This window comes from Shewanella benthica KT99 (genome assembly GCF_000172075.1).
Taxonomy (GTDB): domain Bacteria; phylum Pseudomonadota; class Gammaproteobacteria; order Enterobacterales; family Shewanellaceae; genus Shewanella; species Shewanella benthica_A.
The window spans coordinates 53305-72658 of record NZ_ABIC01000002.1 but is presented as its reverse complement, the minus strand read 5'-3'; the positions used below and the strand labels follow the sequence as shown (position 1 = coordinate 72658).

Below are 19354 nucleotides of genomic sequence, written 5' to 3'. Positions count from 1 at the left end.
TTACTTATTAATTAATCGGCTTTTAACTGATAACGGCTTATTTGGTGTATTCTGTCCCTTCATAAGGCTCGACAACAAAGCCTATATTCTCTCTGCAGATGATACGCACTCGAGTTCCGGCTGCGATTTCACTGCCATCACCTAGCGCTGACCATTCAGTTCCTTGAAACTCGATACGCCCCTGCTTCTGCGCTGGTCCTATTGCCTGTTTAACTAGAGCGATTTGGTTATAGAGCTCCAACTCCTCATCAGTATTGGCCACATGAACATCTCCACCGACCAATTTCTGAGTCACTTGTCTAAAGCTCAGTAATAGGACGATAGATGCAATAAACCACAGGGTCAACGCCTGCACGATCCCATCGACGAACCCGACAGCCAGTGCTCCAGCAACCACTAAACATGCACCGCCGAGTAAGATGACAATGCCACCCGGGATCATTATCTCTGCCAGCATCAAAAAAACACCCAGATAGGCCCAGATGATGATGGGATTAGACAACTCCATATTTCCCCCTGAAATCATGGTTTCCATAAAAAACCACTATATCAGCAGTTAACAGCTTTCGCGACATAATATGTCGAACATGAACATAAACTGGGTTGCAGTTGCCACAATAGCTTGATTAAAAAGAATTAGCCTAACTATTGATTATTGTTTTTATTCATCCCCTTAAGCTCTGGCTGCACGAGACAGCTTCAGTCCAACCAAGTACTAACGATACTTTACCTTAGATGCTTCGAATAAAAACTGATTAGCAGAAATGAGTAAATTAAATTTTCTGTAAATTTAAATACTTAAAATTATAGATAAAAAATACGCCATAGAGACATATAGAAAGGATTTGAGATGGACACGAAATGGCTTTATTTAGTGGTGTTAACGGCATAGAGTAACCCCACTATTCTGTGATCGAAAAATACCATTTCTAATCACTAATAAAGAAGGCGCCTGAGGCGCCTTCTTTATATCTGTATTACTCGCTATATAGCTCTAATTAGAGCTAATTGCAGGGAAGCTCTCACTGATTTTATTCAGCCAGTAATTTCTTCGCCGCCGCAACAACGATCGAGATGGCACTGACCTCAGTTTTCTTCATCATAGCTTCATCAGGGATCTCCTGCTGAGTACGATTGACGATAACACCCGCAACACAGGCGGCACGCCAGCCTTGAGAAGCACACATGGTGAATAGGGTCGATGATTCCATCTCATAGTTCAACACGCCCAAGTCTTGCCACTCTTGCATCGAGCCTTTGAACTGACGTGTCACACGACCGGAAACCGTATCGTAACGCTCTTGACCTGGATAGAAGGTATCTGAGGATGCGGTAATGCCGATATGTGGTTCAAGACCAGCTTCGCGACACGCAGCTACCATAGCGGTAGTACATTCAAAGTCAGCAACGGCAGGGTACTCCATAGGAGCGAAGTGCAAGCTTGCACCATCCAAACGTACCGATGCCTGTGTCACTATCACATCACCAACATTAACTTGAGGTTGAATTGCGCCCGTAGTGCCGACGCGTAAGAAAGTCGTCACACCCAACTGAGCGAGCTCCTCAACGGCAATAGATGTCGATGGACCACCGATACCCGTTGAGCAGATAACCACTGCTTTACCGTCTATATATGCTAGGTAACTAGTATATTCACGATGGCTGGCTAGAAATGTCGCCCCTTCCATCAATTCGGCAATGCGCTTTACGCGTTCAGGATCCCCTGGCACTATCGCCAAGCTTGCTCCATCTAACATTTTTTTGGTCAAGCCTAAATGAAATACATCAGACATGGTGAAAACCCCTTTCAATTTTGATTATAAATTTCTACTAATTTCGACTTTAACCTAGTATCGAAGCAGATAAGGTTAACTCGATCACACTTTTTCTGGCAACAAGTAAATACTTTGATGTAATCCAGTTACAAAAACGATTGCTTGGTCTATCGTGTCTAAATAGCCTAGATGCCCATAAAACTCAGTAATATAGGCACACTTGCGAAGCCAACTCGTTCAAATTAACTAATTTAAGTCTAGTTGACGCAGATCATATTCATCGCTAAAAAACAGAGCTAATTTCAACTCATTGAGCAAGGCTTCACTCGACTCAATAATCACCACATCGATTATTTTAAGTTTATCTAATCGAATCAATGTCGCCTTATCTTCCTCACCGGGTAGCATCTTAGTCACATCTCCCTCCCTATCTAGCCCCATGGAAAAAGGCCGATCTTTCATCTGAGGAATAGCCACGAATCTGGCAATCAATGAAGGCATACCACTGATATCCGCCACATACACTAAGCTCTCAAAGCTTTGTTGATTTTCGACCTTGAGTCGTTCGAGGCCTCCTTGATGATATCGCCACCTTTCATGCTGCGGCTAAACAACAGGACCTTAGTCGCAGCAGATACTGCCACTTCATTTTCAAACTGATCTTGCAGTTGGAACGAGGAGATAAGCTCGCCCTCGGCATAAAAAGATGCCTGAGCAAAGCTGACAAACAGGGTACAGATGGCAAAAATAAGCGCTCTCATGATTTATTAGCTTCTGAATTAAGTCATATAAGGCAACAGAGTACCCAACCCCTGCTGATATCACCGTAAGCGTCGCACCAATTCATGATCTCCTTCACGTTGAATCTCAAGTTATACCAGATACCAACTGGAACCCCAGCACGGCACTGGCTCAAGAGATCTTAGCCGCTAGTCCGAATGTATATCAGGATAGCGGCGCCCTGGTGGGCATCAATGGCTTCAACAGTATCGGTATCGAAATAGGCATACGCTACTGGGTGCCGACACAAACCTATTATCAGCATAAGTACCAAACCAACTTAGCCATAATATAAGGCACTTAACACCGCAGGCATCGAACTTGAATATGTCACTCAGGAGACCCAAGGATTTAAAATGCTCAGACGAGGGCACATAGATCTTATTGTCGGCTTCTATGACAATGTGCCTAAACCGATAAAGAGCCAGATTATTGCTCAATAGCCTTGGCAGGTGGTGACACTAGATAAGAGTGCCGCTCGGTATAGCGAAGAGTGACATCGAGATGACAGTGTCAGCGATGAGAGTCCATTTCAACTGCTGAGATACCTGTATCAGGAACATAACCAGACTCATGTTATCAATGCGCTGAAGACCATCAACTATCATAGTGCTCTTTGAGTACTATGATACAAGCCTTGACTGCCCCCCAACACGGCGACCTTAGTGCCCCATTTCGCAACTAGCGTGCTAAGAGGGCGTAATACAGAAAACTTTATCTGGCTCGGGGAGCCTATCGAGTTGGAACTTAAAGTGTGCTGGAACATGCAACATCGCCATAGTAAATTGCAGAAATGGTTTAGAAAGCTTAATTCATCGATTATTATTGAACAGTTAACCGATAAAGATGCCATTAAATGAACCACTCTGATCTAAAAATAATTCAACGCGGCGATCTTAATCTACTGCTGAGTCTGACAGTATTGATCGAAGAGCAGAGCATTTCCAAGAGCGCCGCAGAGACACAGATTAATCAGTTAGTGCAGGCCAATAATCTGACTCGTAAAACCAGTTATTCCACTAGCTCTATGCTGGTAGTCAGAAACGGACTACTGGCGGGAAAACATAGCGCTTTTCTTTCCGAAAAGCCATTATTCATAATCCCAGAAATGCATACACGAGTCTAATTTAGGCTGCTAGAGACCCCGCTGCCATTCCTGTCTGAGTATGGTCTGCTGAGGTCTGTGTATTGCACCTTCGACTCGGGCAAGCAGGCTGGCCTTATCCTTACCCAGTACACCTTTGAGCACCAGATAATTCGATGCATGATCCGAACGAAATATCGTTTTATTCAGCTCCAAATTCTGTAACAGGGTATGCATTTCCCTGAACAACCCCATCTGATCTGGCAGCTGAAAAAGGCCGTCATAGGCTTTATCCATTCTCTGCGTGCCCAAGGGCAAGGTCACGACTAGAGTCGAGAGGAATTCCGGCTGGACCGCATTCATCAAGCGAGCCGAGTTTAATGCATGTTGGTGAGACAAGTCGACACCACCCAGTCCATTGAGGATCATCACAGAAGACTTGATACCGGCAGCCTTTATCTTATGCAGCGCCTCCAGGGAAGACGCATAGGTCTCCCCCTTCTCGATACGCTTAAGCACCTCATCATCACCACTCTCACAGCCGATATAGAGTAAGGACAAGCCTAGCGCCCTCAATCTAAGCAACTGTTCTGGGCTCTTATTTTTCAAGTTCCTCGGCAAGCAGTAACTGCTTATTCTGCTGACCTGAGGCAAGTGCTCCCTGATCAACAAACAGATCTCTTCTAACCTGGAAAAAGGCAGACTCATAGCATCGCCGTCAGCCAGAAAAACCCGGCTTACACTCACTCCCCGACGAGCCACCGCCTTAATATCATCGGCCACTTTATCCAGTTTCTGGGCGCGAAAGCGTTTCTCTGGTGCCGTGTACATGTCGCAGAAGCTGCACTTATTCCAGCTACAACCATTGGTCACCTGCAAGATAAGTGACTTCCACTCAGATGGGGGACGAAACACAGGCTCGATATAATTCAGCAAGTTAACCTCTTCTAATAAATTCATACCTAATAATCTGTGAACTAGCTCTCAAGAAAGACCTTTAACTACTTATAAATGAGTATACGATGATGCAGTTCAATTTATTGTGGTCATACCCAAAAAGGAGCGCTCCACTTATCCCTGGAGTGCTCTTTTTATTTACCGGTTTTATAGAGCATATCCAGATGTGGGATCCCATCCTCCAGATACACCTCAGACACAGGTTCGAAGCCTAGCTTCTGATAGAAACTCTGCAGATATTCTTGTCCGCCTAATTGGATATTCTCATTGGGCCAATATTGCTTAGCTAGCTTTATGGATTCTTGCATCAGTTGATGGGCGACACCAGCGCCCCTAGCTTGCTCAGCAACGACGACACGGCCTATACTCACCTCAGGATAGCTCACACTCGGGGCTAATACTCGCGCATAGGCCACTATCTCACCCAGAGGATTTCGTCCCAGCAAATGCCGTGTTCCACTGTGTCGATCTTTATCATCCAGCTCCGGATAGGGGCAGTTTTGCTCCACCACGAAGATATCGACTCTGAGCTTTAGCAGCTCATATAACTCATCGACTGAGAGTGCATTAAACGCCAATTCACTCCACTGCATTTCCATTCTCCGCCAAGGTAAAAAATCAGTCTATCACAGGCCTGTTGAATCCAAATATGCAACCTAAGCCTTATTACCCGGTTTTCTGATCAAGAGTACTGACACCACGGCAATCAACAGCAGAGCCGCCAACATGTAGAACACATCATTATAGGCCTGAATATAGGCTTGTTGCGTCATGGTCTGACTCAACATGGCATGGGCCTGAGCCGATGCCGTCACAGGATCAGATCCCGCCTGTATAAGCACATTGGTGGTTTGAGTGAAATAGTCATTAGCCAGAGAGCTCACCGCCGGTAATGTCTCCTTAATATGGGCCAGATGCTCCCGAGACAGATTATCTGTCATGGTCGCCACTAGGGCAATACCACAGGCCCCTCCCAGATTTCGCATCACATTGAGTACCGTCGATGCCGAGGCATTTTCGTGGGGCTTAATATGCATGGTGGCTATGATACCGATAGGCACCAGAATAAATGGCTGACCCAGGGCGCGCACCACTTGAGAGGCAATCATCTGATGACCGGCATAATCCACCGTCATATGACTGTTCATATAGAAACTCAGAGAAAACATGGCGAAGCCAAATGCCGCCATGTAGCGACCATCGAAGCGCTCCATCAGCTTAGGAATAAACGGCAATACCAGCAGTTGAGGAAAGCCCATCCACATGATCACTTCACCTATCTCCAGCGGACTATAGTCATGGATCTGTGACAGATAGAGCGGGATTAGGTAGATGGCACCGAATAGCGCCATACCCAACAGAAAATAAGCTAAGGTCGAGAGGGCAAAATCTCTGTGCCTCAGTAGCCTGAGATTGACCAGAGGTTCTTTCTTCTTTAGCTGTATATAGATAAACAAGGCGATATTGATGGCGGCAACCAGACTCAGGTTGCGGATCAGATCCGAGCTGAACCACTGCTTACGATTACCCTCCTCGAGCACCACTTCCAAGCAACCCATGCCCAGTGCCATGGTGATGATGCCAGACAGATCCATATTTTTCAGCTTGTCCCATACAACCGGCTTCTTCTCCAGACCATAGGCGAGCATGGCCATCACCAGAAGCCCAGGAGGAACATTGATATAAAAGAGGTAGTGCCAGCTGAACTGCTCGGTCAACCAGCCCCCCAGTGTCGGGCCGATAGACGGAGCAAAGGTGGCAGTTACGCCAAACAAGGCCATGCCCACGGCGCGTTTATCGTCGGGAAGAAACTCTAAAATCAATCTGAAGGCTAAGGGGATCAAGGCACCACCGAAGAAGCCCTGCATGGCCCGAAAGGCGATCATAGATTCAAGGTTCCAGGACATGGAACAGAGTATCGATGCCCCGATAAAGGCGGTTGTGGTCCACAACAGATAGCGTCGTACCGACAGGCCTTGGCTCAACCAGCCAGACAGAGGAATGGCGATCATCTCGGCCACCAGATAGGCGGTCGCGATCCAAGATCCCTCCTCTAAAGTCGCACCAAGACTGCCCTGTATCTCCTTCATGGAGGCGTTGGTTATCTGAATATCCAGAATCGCCATAAAGGCGCCGATAAGACCACCGAACACGGCAATCCAAGCTCGGCGACTGCCTCTCTCATAGCCCTGAGGCGAGACCGTCACAGTGGATGACGGCTCTGATACTGACTCTACAGTTGCGCTCATGACTAGTGGCCAGAATTAGCAGCGAGGGCGTGTGCGAGGGAAACACTGCGGGTATCGACTTTAACCACGGCGCTCAAACCAGGAACCAGCCTCGCCTCCACTTCGCTGAGGTCGAGACGGATCCGCACCGGAATGCGCTGCACTATTTTAGTGAAGTTACCCGTGGCATTTTCCGCCGGCAACAGACTAAATTTGGCACCGGATGCGGGTGACAGACTATCGATAACACCTGTAAAGGTTTTGTCGGGAAACGCATCGAGACTAATTTTCACCGTTTGACCGGGCTGCATATTTTGGATCTGGGTCTCTTTAAAATTAGCCGTGATCCAAACAGCCCCATCCGGCACCAAGCTGTAGAGGGCCTGACCAGGCTGCACATACTGGCCCTTCATGGCCCCGCGCTTACCTATCACACCCGAAAATGGCGCCCGCACTTGGGTATCTGCCAACTGTATCTTAGCGAGATCGAGTCCGGCTCTGGCTTGCACTACATTGGCATCGGCCTGTACGTGTTGAGCGTAAAACACCTCAAGCTCTCTGCGTTTAGCGATCAACGCAGCCTTGGCTTCATCCAAGTGCGCCTCTGCAGATTCGAATCCGGCCTGCCTCTCATCGACATCGTCTTGAGAACTATAATTCTTTACCTTCAACTTCTGCGAACGAGTCAGTTGCTGCTGTGCGCGCAGACGATCCGACTCGGCAGCGATCACCCCGGCCTGAGCCTGAGTAATCAGTGCCTGTTGCAGGCTAACTTTAGCCACTAAGGTCTGCTGTTCGGCTTTAGTGCTATCCAACTCCGCCTGTTTCTGGGTGACCTTAGCCTCATATTGATTGTCTTCGAGCTGAGCCAGTAGCTGGCCAGCTTCCACATGTTGATTATCGGTAATATCGGTCATCACCACATAACCGGGCACCTTGACGCTGATATTAGAGATATCAGCTTCCACGTAGGCGTTATCTGTGGATTCGAAGAAGCGCACCTGAGTCCACCAGTAATAGCCACCACCCGCAATGGCTGCGATGAAGAGTGGCGCTAGCATGAATAATTTACTCTTGGACATATATGACTCCTTGATTAGTATTTCATAGTCTACTACTGTCTCCATATGTTTATTAGATAGTTAAAATCTTACCCACTGTTTCACAGGTGTAACAATCATGGATCTCAATCGCGTACAGATGTTTGATCAAGTCGTCGAACAGGGAAGCTTTACCGCGGCGGCTAAGGCCCTGGGCCTGACCAAGGCGACGGTAAGCCGTAAGATTGCCGAATTAGAGGCCGATGCCGGGGTGCAGCTCTTATTTCGAACCACCAGAAAACTCAAATTGACCGAGGCAGGCTCGGCCTATTACAACCGGGTTCACCGTATTCTGGCGGATCTCAAGCAAGCGGAAGTTCAACTCAGCGCCAGCCAAGAGGTGATTAAGGGCAAGCTCAGAATTGTCTGTCCCATAGAGCTGGGGCAGCTATTTTTGGGGAAAGTTTTTGCCCGCTTCCTTGGCCGTTACCCGGACATTTCTATAGAGGCCGAACTCAGCAACCGCAAGGTCGATATGATTGCGGAAGATGTTGATATTCTGTTTCAGATAACCTCGACAACAGATACCAGGCTGCAGAGTTATGATCTACTCAACACGACTAAAACTCTGATGGCGAGCCCGGAATATCTGACTCGTTACGGTACCCCACAGACTCCGCAAGATCTCAACCAACATAAGGCCATTAAATTAAAGTCCGCGCATATAGATGCCAGCTGGACCCTGTTTGACGGAGATAAATGGGTAACCTTAGACCCAGAAGCACAATTGACGGTGAATAATGCCACCCTAGCCAGAGAAGCAGCAATAGAGGGATTAGGCATAGCAACCGTGCCCAATATCATCGCCCAACAGGCCTTAGATAATAAGCAACTTATCCCTCTGCTGGAGGACTTTCCCATGACGCAAACCAAGGTCATCATGAGCTTTCCACAACGAGCCTACCTACCCAAAAAATATCGGGTGTTTATCGAGTTCATCTATGAGAGTCTGAGTCAAAACCCGAATAATATCCTGCTCGAAACTCCGGACTTCATCTCAATGCCAAAGTCATTGACTCGATGAACACCAGATGAAGTTAAAAACAATAAATGTTCATATTCACTTTGATTGACACGCTCTAATTTAGGTTCAGATTGTTTTATGTAGAGTGAGAGTAAAGCACTTTATTTATCACTAGATCGACTAATTTTTCTAAATCTGAGCCTGCGTCTCAAATTAAAAACTCCTCCCCTGCAAAAAAGGCTTTAAAGCTGCTAACATTGCAGACAATTTTTTAAGCATAATGAGATAGATCAAGATGGGAAGAGCATACCAAAACCGCAAAGAGTCTATGGCTAAAACTGCTGGCCAAAAAACCAGAATTTACTCAAAATACGGTAAAGAGATTTACGTTTGCGCTAAGAATGGTGGCTTCGACCCCGACGGCAACCTGCCACTTCGTCAAATGATCGCCAAGGCTAAGAAAGATCAGGTTCCGGCTCATGTGATCGAGCGCGCTCTCGAGAAGGCCAGAGGCGGCGGCGGTGAAGATTATGTCACTGCCCGTTACGAAGGTTTCAGCCCAGGTGGCGCCATGGTCATAGTTGACTGCTTAACCGACAATGGTAAGCGTACCTTCACCGAAGTGCGTCAAGCCTTCGTTAAAAACGATGCCAAACTAGGTGGACCAGGTACGGTTGGCCACATGTTTGACCATCAAGCCGTATTTGCCTTCAAGGGTGAAGATGAAGAAGCCGTACTTGAAACCCTGATGATGGCCGATGTCGATGTCACCGATATTGAAGTTGAAGACGGTATCGTCAGTGTCTTTGCACCGCACACAGAGTTTTTTAAGGTGAAGACTGCTTTGACCGAAGAGACACCAGATATTAACTTCGAAGTGGAAGAGATCACCTTCGTGCCGCAAACTTTGACTGACATCACAGATCCTGAAGTGATTGAGCAATTTGAAAAGTTCTTAGCGGCCCTGGAAGATTGTGACGACGTACAGCACGTCTATCACAACGCTGAGTTACCTGAGTAAAACCGCCAAACCAAGGTGCTATTTCCCTTATGGCGCCTTGGCATATTAACCAGCCTCTTATCCCAGATTAAACCTTTTACATCTTCCGCGCCTAAGCATCATTCTTAATAGACTTTTCACTCTCTATCCCTATCCTAATCTCCCTCGGAGAACTATGATTTAACGGAATATCATACTTAGAGGGCTAAATAACAAGATTACAACAGCGCTCTTCGATTCAAACATAGAATATTAGGTGACATATGAAACATACCAAGACAATACTCGCTATAGCACTGACGGGCCTGCTAGCAGGTTGTGGTGGCAGCGATAACAGCACACCCGATCCCACCACAGGAACATTTAACCTGGGCGTATCGGACAATCCAGCCGATGCTGAAGTCGTCAATATTGCCTTTAAGCAAGTCGTGTTAAAAAATAGTGCAGGCTCTATCTCATTTGATGTCTCAGAAAATGGTGAGCTCAAACATGTGGATCTGCTGACGGTTCAAGGAGCTGAGGTGGCTACACTGGTAAGCGGTGAATCAGTACCCTTGGGTGAATACCAGATGTGTATTTACATGCAAAAAAATGAAGAGGGAGCCGCTGGAAGCTCTTATGTAGAAACAGCCAATGGAATTGAAGGCCTAACGACCAATAGCAATGGTAACTGTGGTGGCGTTGGGGCAGAAGATGAAGACACTGGCCGACTATTTTTTAATAAGTCATTCACCATTGCCGCAGGCACTAACACCTTTGTCGCCGAGTTTAACTTAGCCAAAGGTCTGCAAGCCCCTCATGGCGCTCATGATTACTGGACACTCAAACCAACTTCAGTGCAGCTGGTTAACATCTCAGATGTCGGGGCTATAACGGGTCAGATTAGCCCTGAAACCATGGCGAGCTGTGAATCTGCCGCCGTTGAGCTTGGTTTACCCGATGAGTTCAGCCCGGCAGTTTATCTCTACCCGACGGCAACCGCATTAGCCGATATGGCAGATTTTAGAGGGGATGAAGTACCTTACCTACTCACTGAAGTGGCGCCTATCTCTTCAGCTAGAGTCAATGAGATAACCGATGAATCAGAGGCAGTAATAGGCCATGAATATGAATTTGGTTTCGTCGTCGCCGGAGATTACAGCTTAGGCTATACCTGCGTTGCGCAAAATGATGACCCAGAGATGGCTAACACGCCAGAAGATGTCACTGATGCCTTCTTTATCCATGTCGATGAACAAGGACTAGAAGTCACAGAAGGAACGACCACAGAACGTCATTTTCCTGAGGTTTTTGTTCCTGCAAGTTAAGCGCTGGCACAAATAAATACAAGGCACTCATCCGAGTGCCTTAGTAGCTGTCTTGATGTCAGCCTAGTGACTGTACCGCTTTATGAGCAACAATCTCTGCGCCACCAATTCTTAGGCAGTTTATCCAGTAAGACTTTCGCCATAAGAATGGTGAGTAAGATCCCTGAACTATAGACGATAACGTCGGGCAACAGATGATGATCTTCGCCAACTTGAGGCATGACCACGAAGCCGAAGGTGTCTACCAGGTAGTTCACTATGATGCCAGAAACCAGAGCCACCCCGAGCACACCCCCTAAGTAACCCAATAACGCACGTTTACCCAACTCCTTGGCCACCACGCCGAGTGTGGCGATGTTCGTCGCCGGTCCAGCTAACATGAAAACCAGTACGGCGCCGGGTGATACTCCCGCCAGTAACAGTCCCGCGGCGATCGGCGTAGATGCGGTAGCACAGATATACATAGGCACAGAGATAACCACCATCACCAGCATGGCTAAGATACCGTCGCCCCACTGCGCCATGAAATCCGCCGGCACATACGTCTGCACGAGTGCGGCGAAAAACAGGCCAATCAGCAACCAGATGGTGATATCTCGCACTAGGTCAGTGGCTGCGAAATGTAAGCCCTTACCGATGCGGCTAATCACAGGTGTCCCTCTAAGCTCGGCAGCTATGTCCTTGGTCGACTCACAGCAGCTGTCATCATCACTGGCAGCCGACTCACTCTTGGCTGAGCTGCAACATGAAGACTCTTTCTTTGGCGCTTGGGATTTACTGCTACAACATGAGTCTGCAGTAGCTGTCGAAGCTGGACTTGTCATAGGCGTCGCCAACAGACTTTCACCGGCGGCTATAGGCGTCATAGTCACGACGGGAGCCACCTTCGACTCTGTCTTAAGTCCAGCCTTAGAAGCAGAACTGCAACAGGCGCTCTCAGCCTTAGGCTCAAGCTGCTCTTTTTTACTGCTACAGCAAGATGAGGCAGCAGGACTTACCTTTGTCGCATTTGTTTTCCCCGCATCTTTTTCTGTTAACGGATCCTCATCCATGCCGACTAAGAGTCCGGCAACAATCGCACTTGCGACAGCCGCTATGGGCCTTGCTATGGCCATGAAAGGGCCGAGTAACACATAAGATACCGCCACAGAATCGATGCCAGTTTCCGGGGTTGAAACTAGAAAGGAAGTCGTGGCGGCCTTTGAAGCGCCTGAGCGGCGCAGGCCGATGGCTGCCGGAATCACTCCGCATGAACACAAGGGCAAGGGAGCACCTAGAATAGCCGCCTTGACCGTGGTCTTAAATCCATGACCACCAAGCTGTTTCTGCATCCACTCCATGGGCACAAACATCTTCAGCATACCGGCCAAGAATAACCCCAGCAGCAACCAGGGAGCAGAATCTAAAAAGAGGTCAATAAAATTCGCAAACAACATACCTAGCCCTTTCTTTGGCAATTTTTTGTGTACTGAGAATCATCATGGTGATGGTCATGATTCTCACATTTAATATTATCTGTATTGGTCTCGAGTGCTTCCAATATAGAGCAATGCTCGGCGCTCTCGGGGCCACCACAACAGGCATTGGATAATCGCTGCAGCGATACCTGAAAGAATTTAAGCTCGGCTATCTTAGCCTCGACATGAGCGAGTTTACTGTCCACCATGCCCTTCACATCGGCGCACGCCCAATTCGATTTATCTAACTCGATTGAGAGCAATTCGCTGATCTCGGCTAAGGTAAAACCCACCGCCTTGGCCCGCAGAATAAAACGCAGTCGCTCTGCATCATTTTCCGTATAGATCCTATAACCGGAATCTGTGCGTGAAGATGGCGATAACAGGCCATGTTTTTCATAAAATCTTAAGGTATCGGTTTTCACTTCACACTGTTTCGCCAACTCTCCAATTCGATACATGTTTCGGCTCCATTTGGCCCAATTTGCTCTAATTTTATGGCAAGTATAAACCTTAGAGTTAAATCTAAGGTCAAGGGTTATTATGCAACTTATTTATGACCCGTGCTTGTTCTCCTATGCGTATTGTGAAATCGCGCAGAAAAAAACAGCCTATGACCCCATTTTACGCTAAAATGTGCGTGCACGAATAGGGGCTCATCAAAGCAGCTAGAATTGAGGGACTTTTGGAAAGTGGTGAGGCGTTTTATACCTTGACGTCACTGAGTTTTCCGAAAGATCCTTAAATATAACTACTGGACACTGTACCCAAAATGAATAATGCCAGACCCATTCGTCGCGCGCTGTTAAGCGTTTCAGATAAAACCGGAATCCTTGAGTTTGCTAAAGCATTACATGCTCAGGGCGTAGAACTGCTATCTACTGGTGGCACAGCCCGCCTTTTGGCTGACAACGGTGTGCCTGTCATTGAAGTATCGGATCATACCGGACATCCGGAGATCATGGATGGTCGTGTCAAAACCTTGCACCCTAAAGTGCACGGTGGCATCTTGGCGCGCCGCGGTATCGACGAACTTGTCATGGAACAGAACGGCATCAAGCCTATCGATCTTGTGGCGGTTAACTTGTACCCCTTCGCAGAAACAGTCGCCAAAGAAGGCTGTACTCTGGCTGATGCCATCGAGAATATCGATATCGGCGGCCCGAGCATGGTTCGCTCTACGGCTAAAAACCACAAAGACACCACCATCATAGTTAACACTCGAGATTACGATCGCGTGATCAAAGAGATGAATGACAATGAAGGCTGCACGACCCTTGAGACTCGTTTCGACTTAGCGATTGCCGCATTCGAGCACACTGCAGCTTACGATGGCATGATCGCAAATTACTTTGGTACTATGGTCCCAGCTCATAATCCAGCTAACAGCCCAGAGAACACTTTATGTGCTGAAGGCTCCAAATTCCCACGCACTTTCAATACTCAACTCATCAAGAAACAAGATCTACGTTACGGCGAAAACAGCCATCAAACGGCCGCTTTCTATGTTGACACCCCTTCTCTTAACGGCCAGGGCGAGGAAGCTTCGGTTGCCAGCGCGATTCAGCTGCAAGGCAAGGCGCTGTCTTACAACAACATCGCCGATACGGATTCGGCTCTCGAGTGTGTTAAAGAGTTCAGTGAGCCAGCCTGTGTCATCGTCAAGCACGCCAATCCATGTGGTGTGGCTATCGGTAGTGACCTGCTGGATGCCTACAAGCGTGCCTACCAAACCGATCCTACTTCGGCCTTCGGTGGCATCATCGCCTTCAATGGTGAACTCGACGAGAAAACCGCCAGCGCTATCGTTGCGCGTCAATTTGTCGAAGTGATCATCGCCCCAAAAGTCAGCCAAGCCGCTCGCGATGTCATTGCCACTAAGGCAAACCTTCGCCTACTTGAATGTGGCGAATGGGGCGCTAAGACTAAGAGTCTCGATTACAAGCGCGTCAACGGCGGACTGCTTCTACAGGATCGCGACCAGGGCATGGTAACAATCGATGATCTTAAGGTTGTCAGTAAGCGTCAACCCACAGCAGCCGAGATGAAAGATCTTATGTTCTGTTGGAAAGTCGCTAAGTTCGTTAAGTCTAACGCCATCGTTTATGCCAAGAACAGCATGACTATCGGTGTGGGCGCTGGCCAGATGAGCCGAGTCTACAGCGCAAAAGTTGCCGGCATCAAGGCCGCAGATGAAGGACTGGAAGTGCAAGATTCAGTGATGGCATCCGATGCCTTCTTCCCATTCCGTGACGGTATAGATGCGGCCGCAGCAGTGGGGATCAGCTGTATCATACAGCCAGGTGGTTCGATTCGTGATGAAGAGATCATAGCCGCAGCCGATGAACACGGCATGGCCATGGTATTCACCGGAATGCGTCACTTCCGTCATTAATTGAAATAAGGAACTAGGTTCTAAGGTTTAGTTCCTAGTTCCTAGCTCCTAGATCCTAGATCCTAGGAACTTTTTTAAGGATAAAAAAAATGAATGTATTAGTTATAGGTGGCGGCGGTCGTGAACATGCACTCGCATGGAAGGCGGCCCAATCGGCTCAAGTTGACACAGTATTTGTTGCACCGGGTAATGCCGGCACCTCGAGTGAACCTAAGTTAGAAAACCTGGCCATTAATGTCGAAGATATTGCGGCCCTGGTCGCTTTTGCCCAAGATAAGCAGATCGAGCTCACCATAGTGGGCCCGGAAGTACCGTTAGCTATGGGCGTTGTTGATGCATTCAATGAAGCCGGATTACCCATCTTCGGCCCGACTAAGGGTGCGGCGCAGCTGGAATCTTCTAAAGCCTTCACCAAAGACTTCTTAGCTCGTCACAACATCCCCACGGCAGCCTATGCAAATTTCACCGAAATTGAACCGGCTAAAGCCTATGTCACCGAGATGACAGCAAATACAGGCTTTCCTATCGTGATCAAGGCCGATGGTTTAGCGGCGGGTAAAGGCGTGATTATCGCCGCAGATCAGGCTCAGGCCGATGCGGCTATCGAAGATATGCTCGAGGGTAACAAGTTTGGCGAAGCCGGTTCCCGCGTGGTTGTCGAAGAGTTCCTCACAGGCGAAGAAGCCAGCTTTATCGTCATGGTTGACGGTAACAACATACTCGCTATGGCCACCAGCCAAGATCATAAGGCTCGTGATAACGGCGATAACGGCCCCAACACAGGCGGCATGGGTGCATATTCTCCCGCACCTGTGGTGACTCAAGCCGTACATGATTGGACCATAAATCATGTGATTCGCCCAACGGTTGATGGCATGGCGGCCGAAGGCAACGTCTACACAGGTTTCCTTTATGCCGGCTTGATGATCTCTCCCGACGGCAGCGCTAAAGTCTTAGAATATAACTGCCGCTTCGGCGATCCTGAGACTCAGCCTATCATGATGCGTCTCCAGTCAGATCTGGTAGAACTTTGCCTCGCGGCTACACGTGGTGAGCTAGATAAAGTCACCGCCGAGTTTGACTCCCGTGCAGCCGTAGGCGTTATCTTAGCCGCCGGAGGTTACCCGGAAGCATATCGAAAACATGATGTGATCTTAGGTTTAAATCTTGGTAACAATGATGCCAAGATATTCCATGCCGGTACCAGCATGAAAGACGGTCATGTGGTGACTAATGGTGGTCGCGTGCTTTGTGCAACCGCCTTAGGTAACACAGTGACAGAGGCCCAAGCCAGCGCATACGCCTTAGTCGATACTATCCATTGGGATGATGTCTACTTTCGTACCGATATTGCTTATCGCGCTATCTCTAGGGAAAGTGAGAGAAAGCTATAAGCTATAAACAGTCACGATTTAGAAGAATCATCCTAACAATAAAAAGCCCTCATCAAGAGGGCTTCTTATTGTTATCACACACAGAGTTCAAAGATTGATTATTCGCTAACTCATGCAGTCAGACGTTGAGATACCGCTGCGCTGGGCCGATAACTGGATAGAGGTTGGGGGCGGCCTATGGCATAACCCTGAGCATAGTTAATCCCTATCTCTTGCAATTTATCGATAATATCTTGATTCTCCACAAATTCAGCAACAGTCTCTATGCCCATAACAACACAAACATCGTGGATAGATTTAACGATGGCGTAGTCTTTCGCATTAGTGGCTAAGTTTTTCACGAAGCAACCATCTATCTTCACATAGTCGACAGGCAGCTCCTTGAGGTAGCCATAGGAGGCGAAGCCACTACCAAAATCATCTAACGCGAAAGAGAAACCCAGTTTTCTCAGATATGCAAGCATATCCATGGCCCGATTTCGGTTCTGAATTGCACTGGTCTCGGTGATCTCGAAACAGATACACTCACTGGGTATGGCGAAACGCTCGAACTGCTGAATAATGTAATCTGCCATGCCCTCGGCGCCCAGGCTATTGCCCGATAGATTAATCGAGATACAATGGTCTCCCCAGATCTCTTCATGCAGAGATAACCAGAGAAAAGTCTTTCTAATCACCTCTTTATCAACATCGTTCATCAATTTAAAGCGCTCAGCGGCGGCAATAAATTGCGCCGGAGCTAATATTCGTCCACTGGGCTCCTGAATACGCAGCAAGATCTCTATCCGCTGTCTATGCTTGCCCGAGCCCATGCCTTTAATCGGTTGATAGTAAAGCAGCAGTTCGTTGTGCTCTAGCGCCTGAGCAATTCTTACTGCCCACATAGGCGCATTACGCTGGCAGGTCAGATCTTTGTCTTTATCATCATAGAAATGAACCTGATTACTTCCCTTACTTTTTGCCGCAAGACAGGCGATATCGGCATCTTTCAGCAACTCTTTCGCCGAAATGTAAGGTGCCCTGGCTATCGCTATCCCGGCACTGACACCAACTTTACAATGACAGGCATTATCCCGCAGCACTTGCATCGACACACTGGCAACCATACGTTTGGCTAACTGAGCCACCTCCAAGGCGCTATGATCCCGGATAGCTAAGCCAAACTCGTCACCACCTAGCCTGGCTAGCATCTCATCTTGTGTCAGGCAAGATTGCATCGCCCTAGCCACAATGGCCAGCATCCTGTCTCCCGCGCTATGGCCACAAGAATCATTGATTAACTTGAACTGCTCTAAGTCAAAATAGCAAATAGCGACCGATTGAGCCCCAAGGCTAAATGCCGCCAACCTCTCTTCGAAAGCTCGGCGGTTAAGCAGGGACGTTATTGGGTCGAAGTTGGCTCGCTGATGTAATTTACGCTTGAGCAGCTCCTCCTGAGTGATGTCCCTGAGCAGAATAACGGTCCCCGTCACTCGCTGCTTATGGTTAAGCAGGTTACTTATGCTGCGTTCCATTATCCGGGTCGATTCGCCTTGCAGCGTGAGCTTACTCAGTAGCGGATCCTGTGCCCGACTCGCCATAAACTTGAATAAGTCTTCATTGATACTCTTATCCGTTTTAAGTAAGACGTCGACACTCCCCCCTATGGCGGCGGTACTATTTACCCCGAGTAATCGCTCCGCCTGGGGATTTAAATACACCACTTTTGCCTCGATATCGGTAAATATCACAGCTTCGGCAATCGACTCTAAGGTGGTTTTTGAACGTTCTTTCAGTTGAAAAATCTTTGCCAACAAGCTATTAACCCTGCCAGCCATCACCACGAGTTCGGAGCAACCAGCTCCTATCAGAGGCGTATAAGTCTTAGCCGTGGGATCTATTTCCTCCAGCTGTGTCATCAATCGGTGAAATGGACGTATAAAGCCTAAGTTCAACCCGATATAACCAGCAATAAGTATCAATATCCCCGCACAAACGATACCAATCGATACCAGATCATATGTTAATTGAACTTGGTTGAAAGTCTTGTCAGAGAAGGTGACTTCCAGGTGCACAGGCTTATCATAGATCAGGCTTGGCAACTCGAGGACAGAGGTGTTCCTAACCGGGTTAGCCTGTAGATCCGGCGCAGCACCATCGACTATGGTCATCCGGCTCACTATGCCCTGTAAGCCATAGCTCGATAGATATTCAGCAGTCATTCTCCTCACCATAATGACCGACTTATCTGGCTCGATCGGCACGACACTCACAATATAGCCGATGCCTTTATCCATATACACACCGGAATGGGGAGAGGTCCCGTGTGACAGATAGGCGGGAATTGGCTTAAGCTCGAATGACATCACGTCATCATAGAGTGGAGAAAATGGCTTTAACAGCCCATCATCGAGATAGAAGAGGCTGAGATGCTCAGATATTCTGCTCGCTCGCCAGGCTTCATCTAAGGACACTCTCTTAAATGGGCTTAGCTCCGACAGGGGTACGGCATAGATATTGGCGAGCAAGGCTAACTGAACGATATCTTTATCAAACTGAGACTCTATGGTGACTAACTCAGTATTAAGTGTGCTCAGCTTTAAAGACTCGACGCTATGATCGAACCACATGCTTAAGCAGTAGGATACAGCAATCATTGCAGACATGCAGAAACCTACCACTAAGACGATCAATTTTTTTCCTATATGCATTTTCACTCACAGCGATAAACTTTGAAAATTAACGGCGGAAGCCACTAAATTTGTTAGCGATTCCATAACTTCGGCATGCAAAATACCCCATTTACATCACCGAGAACACCCGTTTCGTTTTACCCGTTGCTAAAGTAGGCAATATAGAGTGCATTCTTTCCCAGCAGCCTATCTTGATATAGCTCAGTAAGCTGACCAATAAACCGCGAAACAATCAGAATTA

At 47.8% G+C, this 19354-nt stretch carries 18 protein-coding genes; 7 read left to right on the top strand and 11 right to left on the bottom strand.

Annotated features, from left to right (window positions below):
* Positions 1 to 37 precede the first annotated feature (37 nt).
* The 4 genes from KT99_RS01085 to KT99_RS23355 all read right to left on the bottom strand — a co-directional run bounded on the left by KT99_RS01085 (position 38) and on the right by KT99_RS23355 (position 2536).
* Positions 38 to 508, bottom strand: a complete 471-nt coding sequence (locus KT99_RS01085; protein ID WP_005496106.1) for an NfeD family protein — start codon at positions 506 to 508, stop codon at positions 38 to 40.
* A gap of 523 nt (positions 509 to 1031) precedes the next feature.
* Complete coding sequence (gene udp / locus KT99_RS01080) at positions 1032 to 1793, bottom strand: uridine phosphorylase (protein ID WP_005496105.1); 762 nt, start codon at positions 1791 to 1793, stop codon at positions 1032 to 1034.
* Between the two features lie 228 nt (positions 1794 to 2021).
* Entirely contained in the window at positions 2022 to 2294 is a 273-nt protein-coding gene (locus tag KT99_RS23360) for a hypothetical protein (protein ID WP_332370238.1), read from the bottom strand.
* A gap of 5 nt (positions 2295 to 2299) precedes the next feature.
* Positions 2300 to 2536: a hypothetical protein gene (locus tag KT99_RS23355; RefSeq protein WP_005496101.1), complete on the bottom strand. Its 237-nt coding sequence runs from the start codon at positions 2534 to 2536 to the stop codon at positions 2300 to 2302.
* 684 nt (positions 2537 to 3220) lie between these two features.
* Here KT99_RS23355 and KT99_RS22145 point away from each other — a divergent pair.
* Positions 3221 to 3415: a hypothetical protein gene (locus KT99_RS22145; RefSeq protein WP_050774294.1), complete on the top strand. Its 195-nt coding sequence runs from the start codon at positions 3221 to 3223 to the stop codon at positions 3413 to 3415.
* On the top strand, positions 3412 to 3681 hold the full coding sequence (locus KT99_RS22435) for a hypothetical protein (protein ID WP_005496095.1): 270 nt from the start codon (positions 3412 to 3414) through the stop codon (positions 3679 to 3681). Before KT99_RS22145 ends, KT99_RS22435 begins: the two co-directional genes overlap by 4 nt.
* A 9-nt stretch (positions 3682 to 3690) precedes the next feature.
* On the opposite strand, the gene KT99_RS01060 is transcribed toward KT99_RS22435, so the two are convergent.
* From KT99_RS01060 to KT99_RS01045, 4 genes are all read right to left on the bottom strand, one after another.
* Positions 3691 to 4599 carry a radical SAM protein gene (locus tag KT99_RS01060; protein WP_005496093.1) on the bottom strand — a complete coding sequence of 303 codons (909 nt, stop codon included), beginning with the start codon at positions 4597 to 4599 and terminating at the stop codon, positions 3691 to 3693.
* Positions 4600 to 4730: 131 nt separating this feature from the next.
* Entirely contained in the window at positions 4731 to 5189 is a 459-nt protein-coding gene (locus tag KT99_RS01055; RefSeq protein WP_040571453.1) for a GNAT family N-acetyltransferase, read from the bottom strand.
* Positions 5190 to 5252: 63 nt separating this feature from the next.
* The gene (locus tag KT99_RS01050) at positions 5253 to 6845 is read right to left on the bottom strand and encodes a DHA2 family efflux MFS transporter permease subunit (RefSeq protein ID WP_040571452.1); all 1593 of its coding nucleotides are present in this window, start codon (positions 6843 to 6845) and stop codon (positions 5253 to 5255) included.
* 2 nt (positions 6846 to 6847) lie between these two features.
* Positions 6848 to 7906, bottom strand: a complete 1059-nt coding sequence (locus KT99_RS01045; RefSeq protein ID WP_005496081.1) for an HlyD family secretion protein — start codon at positions 7904 to 7906, stop codon at positions 6848 to 6850.
* Positions 7907 to 8003: 97 nt separating this feature from the next.
* Between KT99_RS01045 and KT99_RS01040 the strand changes: the two genes are divergently transcribed.
* The 3 genes from KT99_RS01040 to KT99_RS01030 all read left to right on the top strand — a co-directional run bounded on the left by KT99_RS01040 (position 8004) and on the right by KT99_RS01030 (position 11195).
* Positions 8004 to 8948, top strand: coding sequence for a LysR family transcriptional regulator (locus KT99_RS01040; protein ID WP_005496080.1), 945 nt, complete (start codon positions 8004 to 8006; stop codon positions 8946 to 8948).
* A 235-nt stretch (positions 8949 to 9183) separates the two neighbouring features.
* Positions 9184 to 9909: a YebC/PmpR family DNA-binding transcriptional regulator gene (locus tag KT99_RS01035; protein ID WP_005496078.1), complete on the top strand. Its 726-nt coding sequence runs from the start codon at positions 9184 to 9186 to the stop codon at positions 9907 to 9909.
* Between the two features lie 242 nt (positions 9910 to 10151).
* Positions 10152 to 11195, top strand: a complete 1044-nt coding sequence (locus KT99_RS01030; RefSeq protein WP_005496077.1) for a DUF4382 domain-containing protein — start codon at positions 10152 to 10154, stop codon at positions 11193 to 11195.
* Positions 11196 to 11275: 80 nt separating this feature from the next.
* Here KT99_RS01030 and KT99_RS01025 read toward each other — a convergent pair whose 3' ends face one another.
* Together KT99_RS01025 and zntR are read right to left on the bottom strand one after the other, a co-directional pair.
* Complete coding sequence (locus KT99_RS01025; protein WP_005496075.1) at positions 11276 to 12631, bottom strand: SO_0444 family Cu/Zn efflux transporter; 1356 nt, start codon at positions 12629 to 12631, stop codon at positions 11276 to 11278.
* Positions 12632 to 12633: 2 nt separating this feature from the next.
* The gene (gene zntR / locus KT99_RS01020; protein ID WP_005496072.1) at positions 12634 to 13113 is read right to left on the bottom strand and encodes a Zn(2+)-responsive transcriptional regulator; all 480 of its coding nucleotides are present in this window, start codon (positions 13111 to 13113) and stop codon (positions 12634 to 12636) included.
* Positions 13114 to 13424: 311 nt separating this feature from the next.
* On the opposite strand from zntR, the gene purH reads away from it, so the two are divergent.
* Together purH and purD are read left to right on the top strand one after the other, a co-directional pair.
* The gene (gene purH / locus KT99_RS01015) at positions 13425 to 15047 is read left to right on the top strand and encodes a bifunctional phosphoribosylaminoimidazolecarboxamide formyltransferase/IMP cyclohydrolase (protein WP_005496071.1); all 1623 of its coding nucleotides are present in this window, start codon (positions 13425 to 13427) and stop codon (positions 15045 to 15047) included.
* An 89-nt stretch (positions 15048 to 15136) separates the two neighbouring features.
* Positions 15137 to 16441: a phosphoribosylamine--glycine ligase gene (gene purD / locus KT99_RS01010; RefSeq protein WP_005496069.1), complete on the top strand. Its 1305-nt coding sequence runs from the start codon at positions 15137 to 15139 to the stop codon at positions 16439 to 16441.
* A 110-nt stretch (positions 16442 to 16551) separates the two neighbouring features.
* On the opposite strand, the gene KT99_RS01005 is transcribed toward purD, so the two are convergent.
* A complete protein-coding gene (locus tag KT99_RS01005; protein ID WP_005496067.1) occupies positions 16552 to 19131 on the bottom strand; it encodes a putative bifunctional diguanylate cyclase/phosphodiesterase in 2580 nt (859 codons plus the stop codon).
* Positions 19132 to 19354 lie beyond the last annotated feature (223 nt).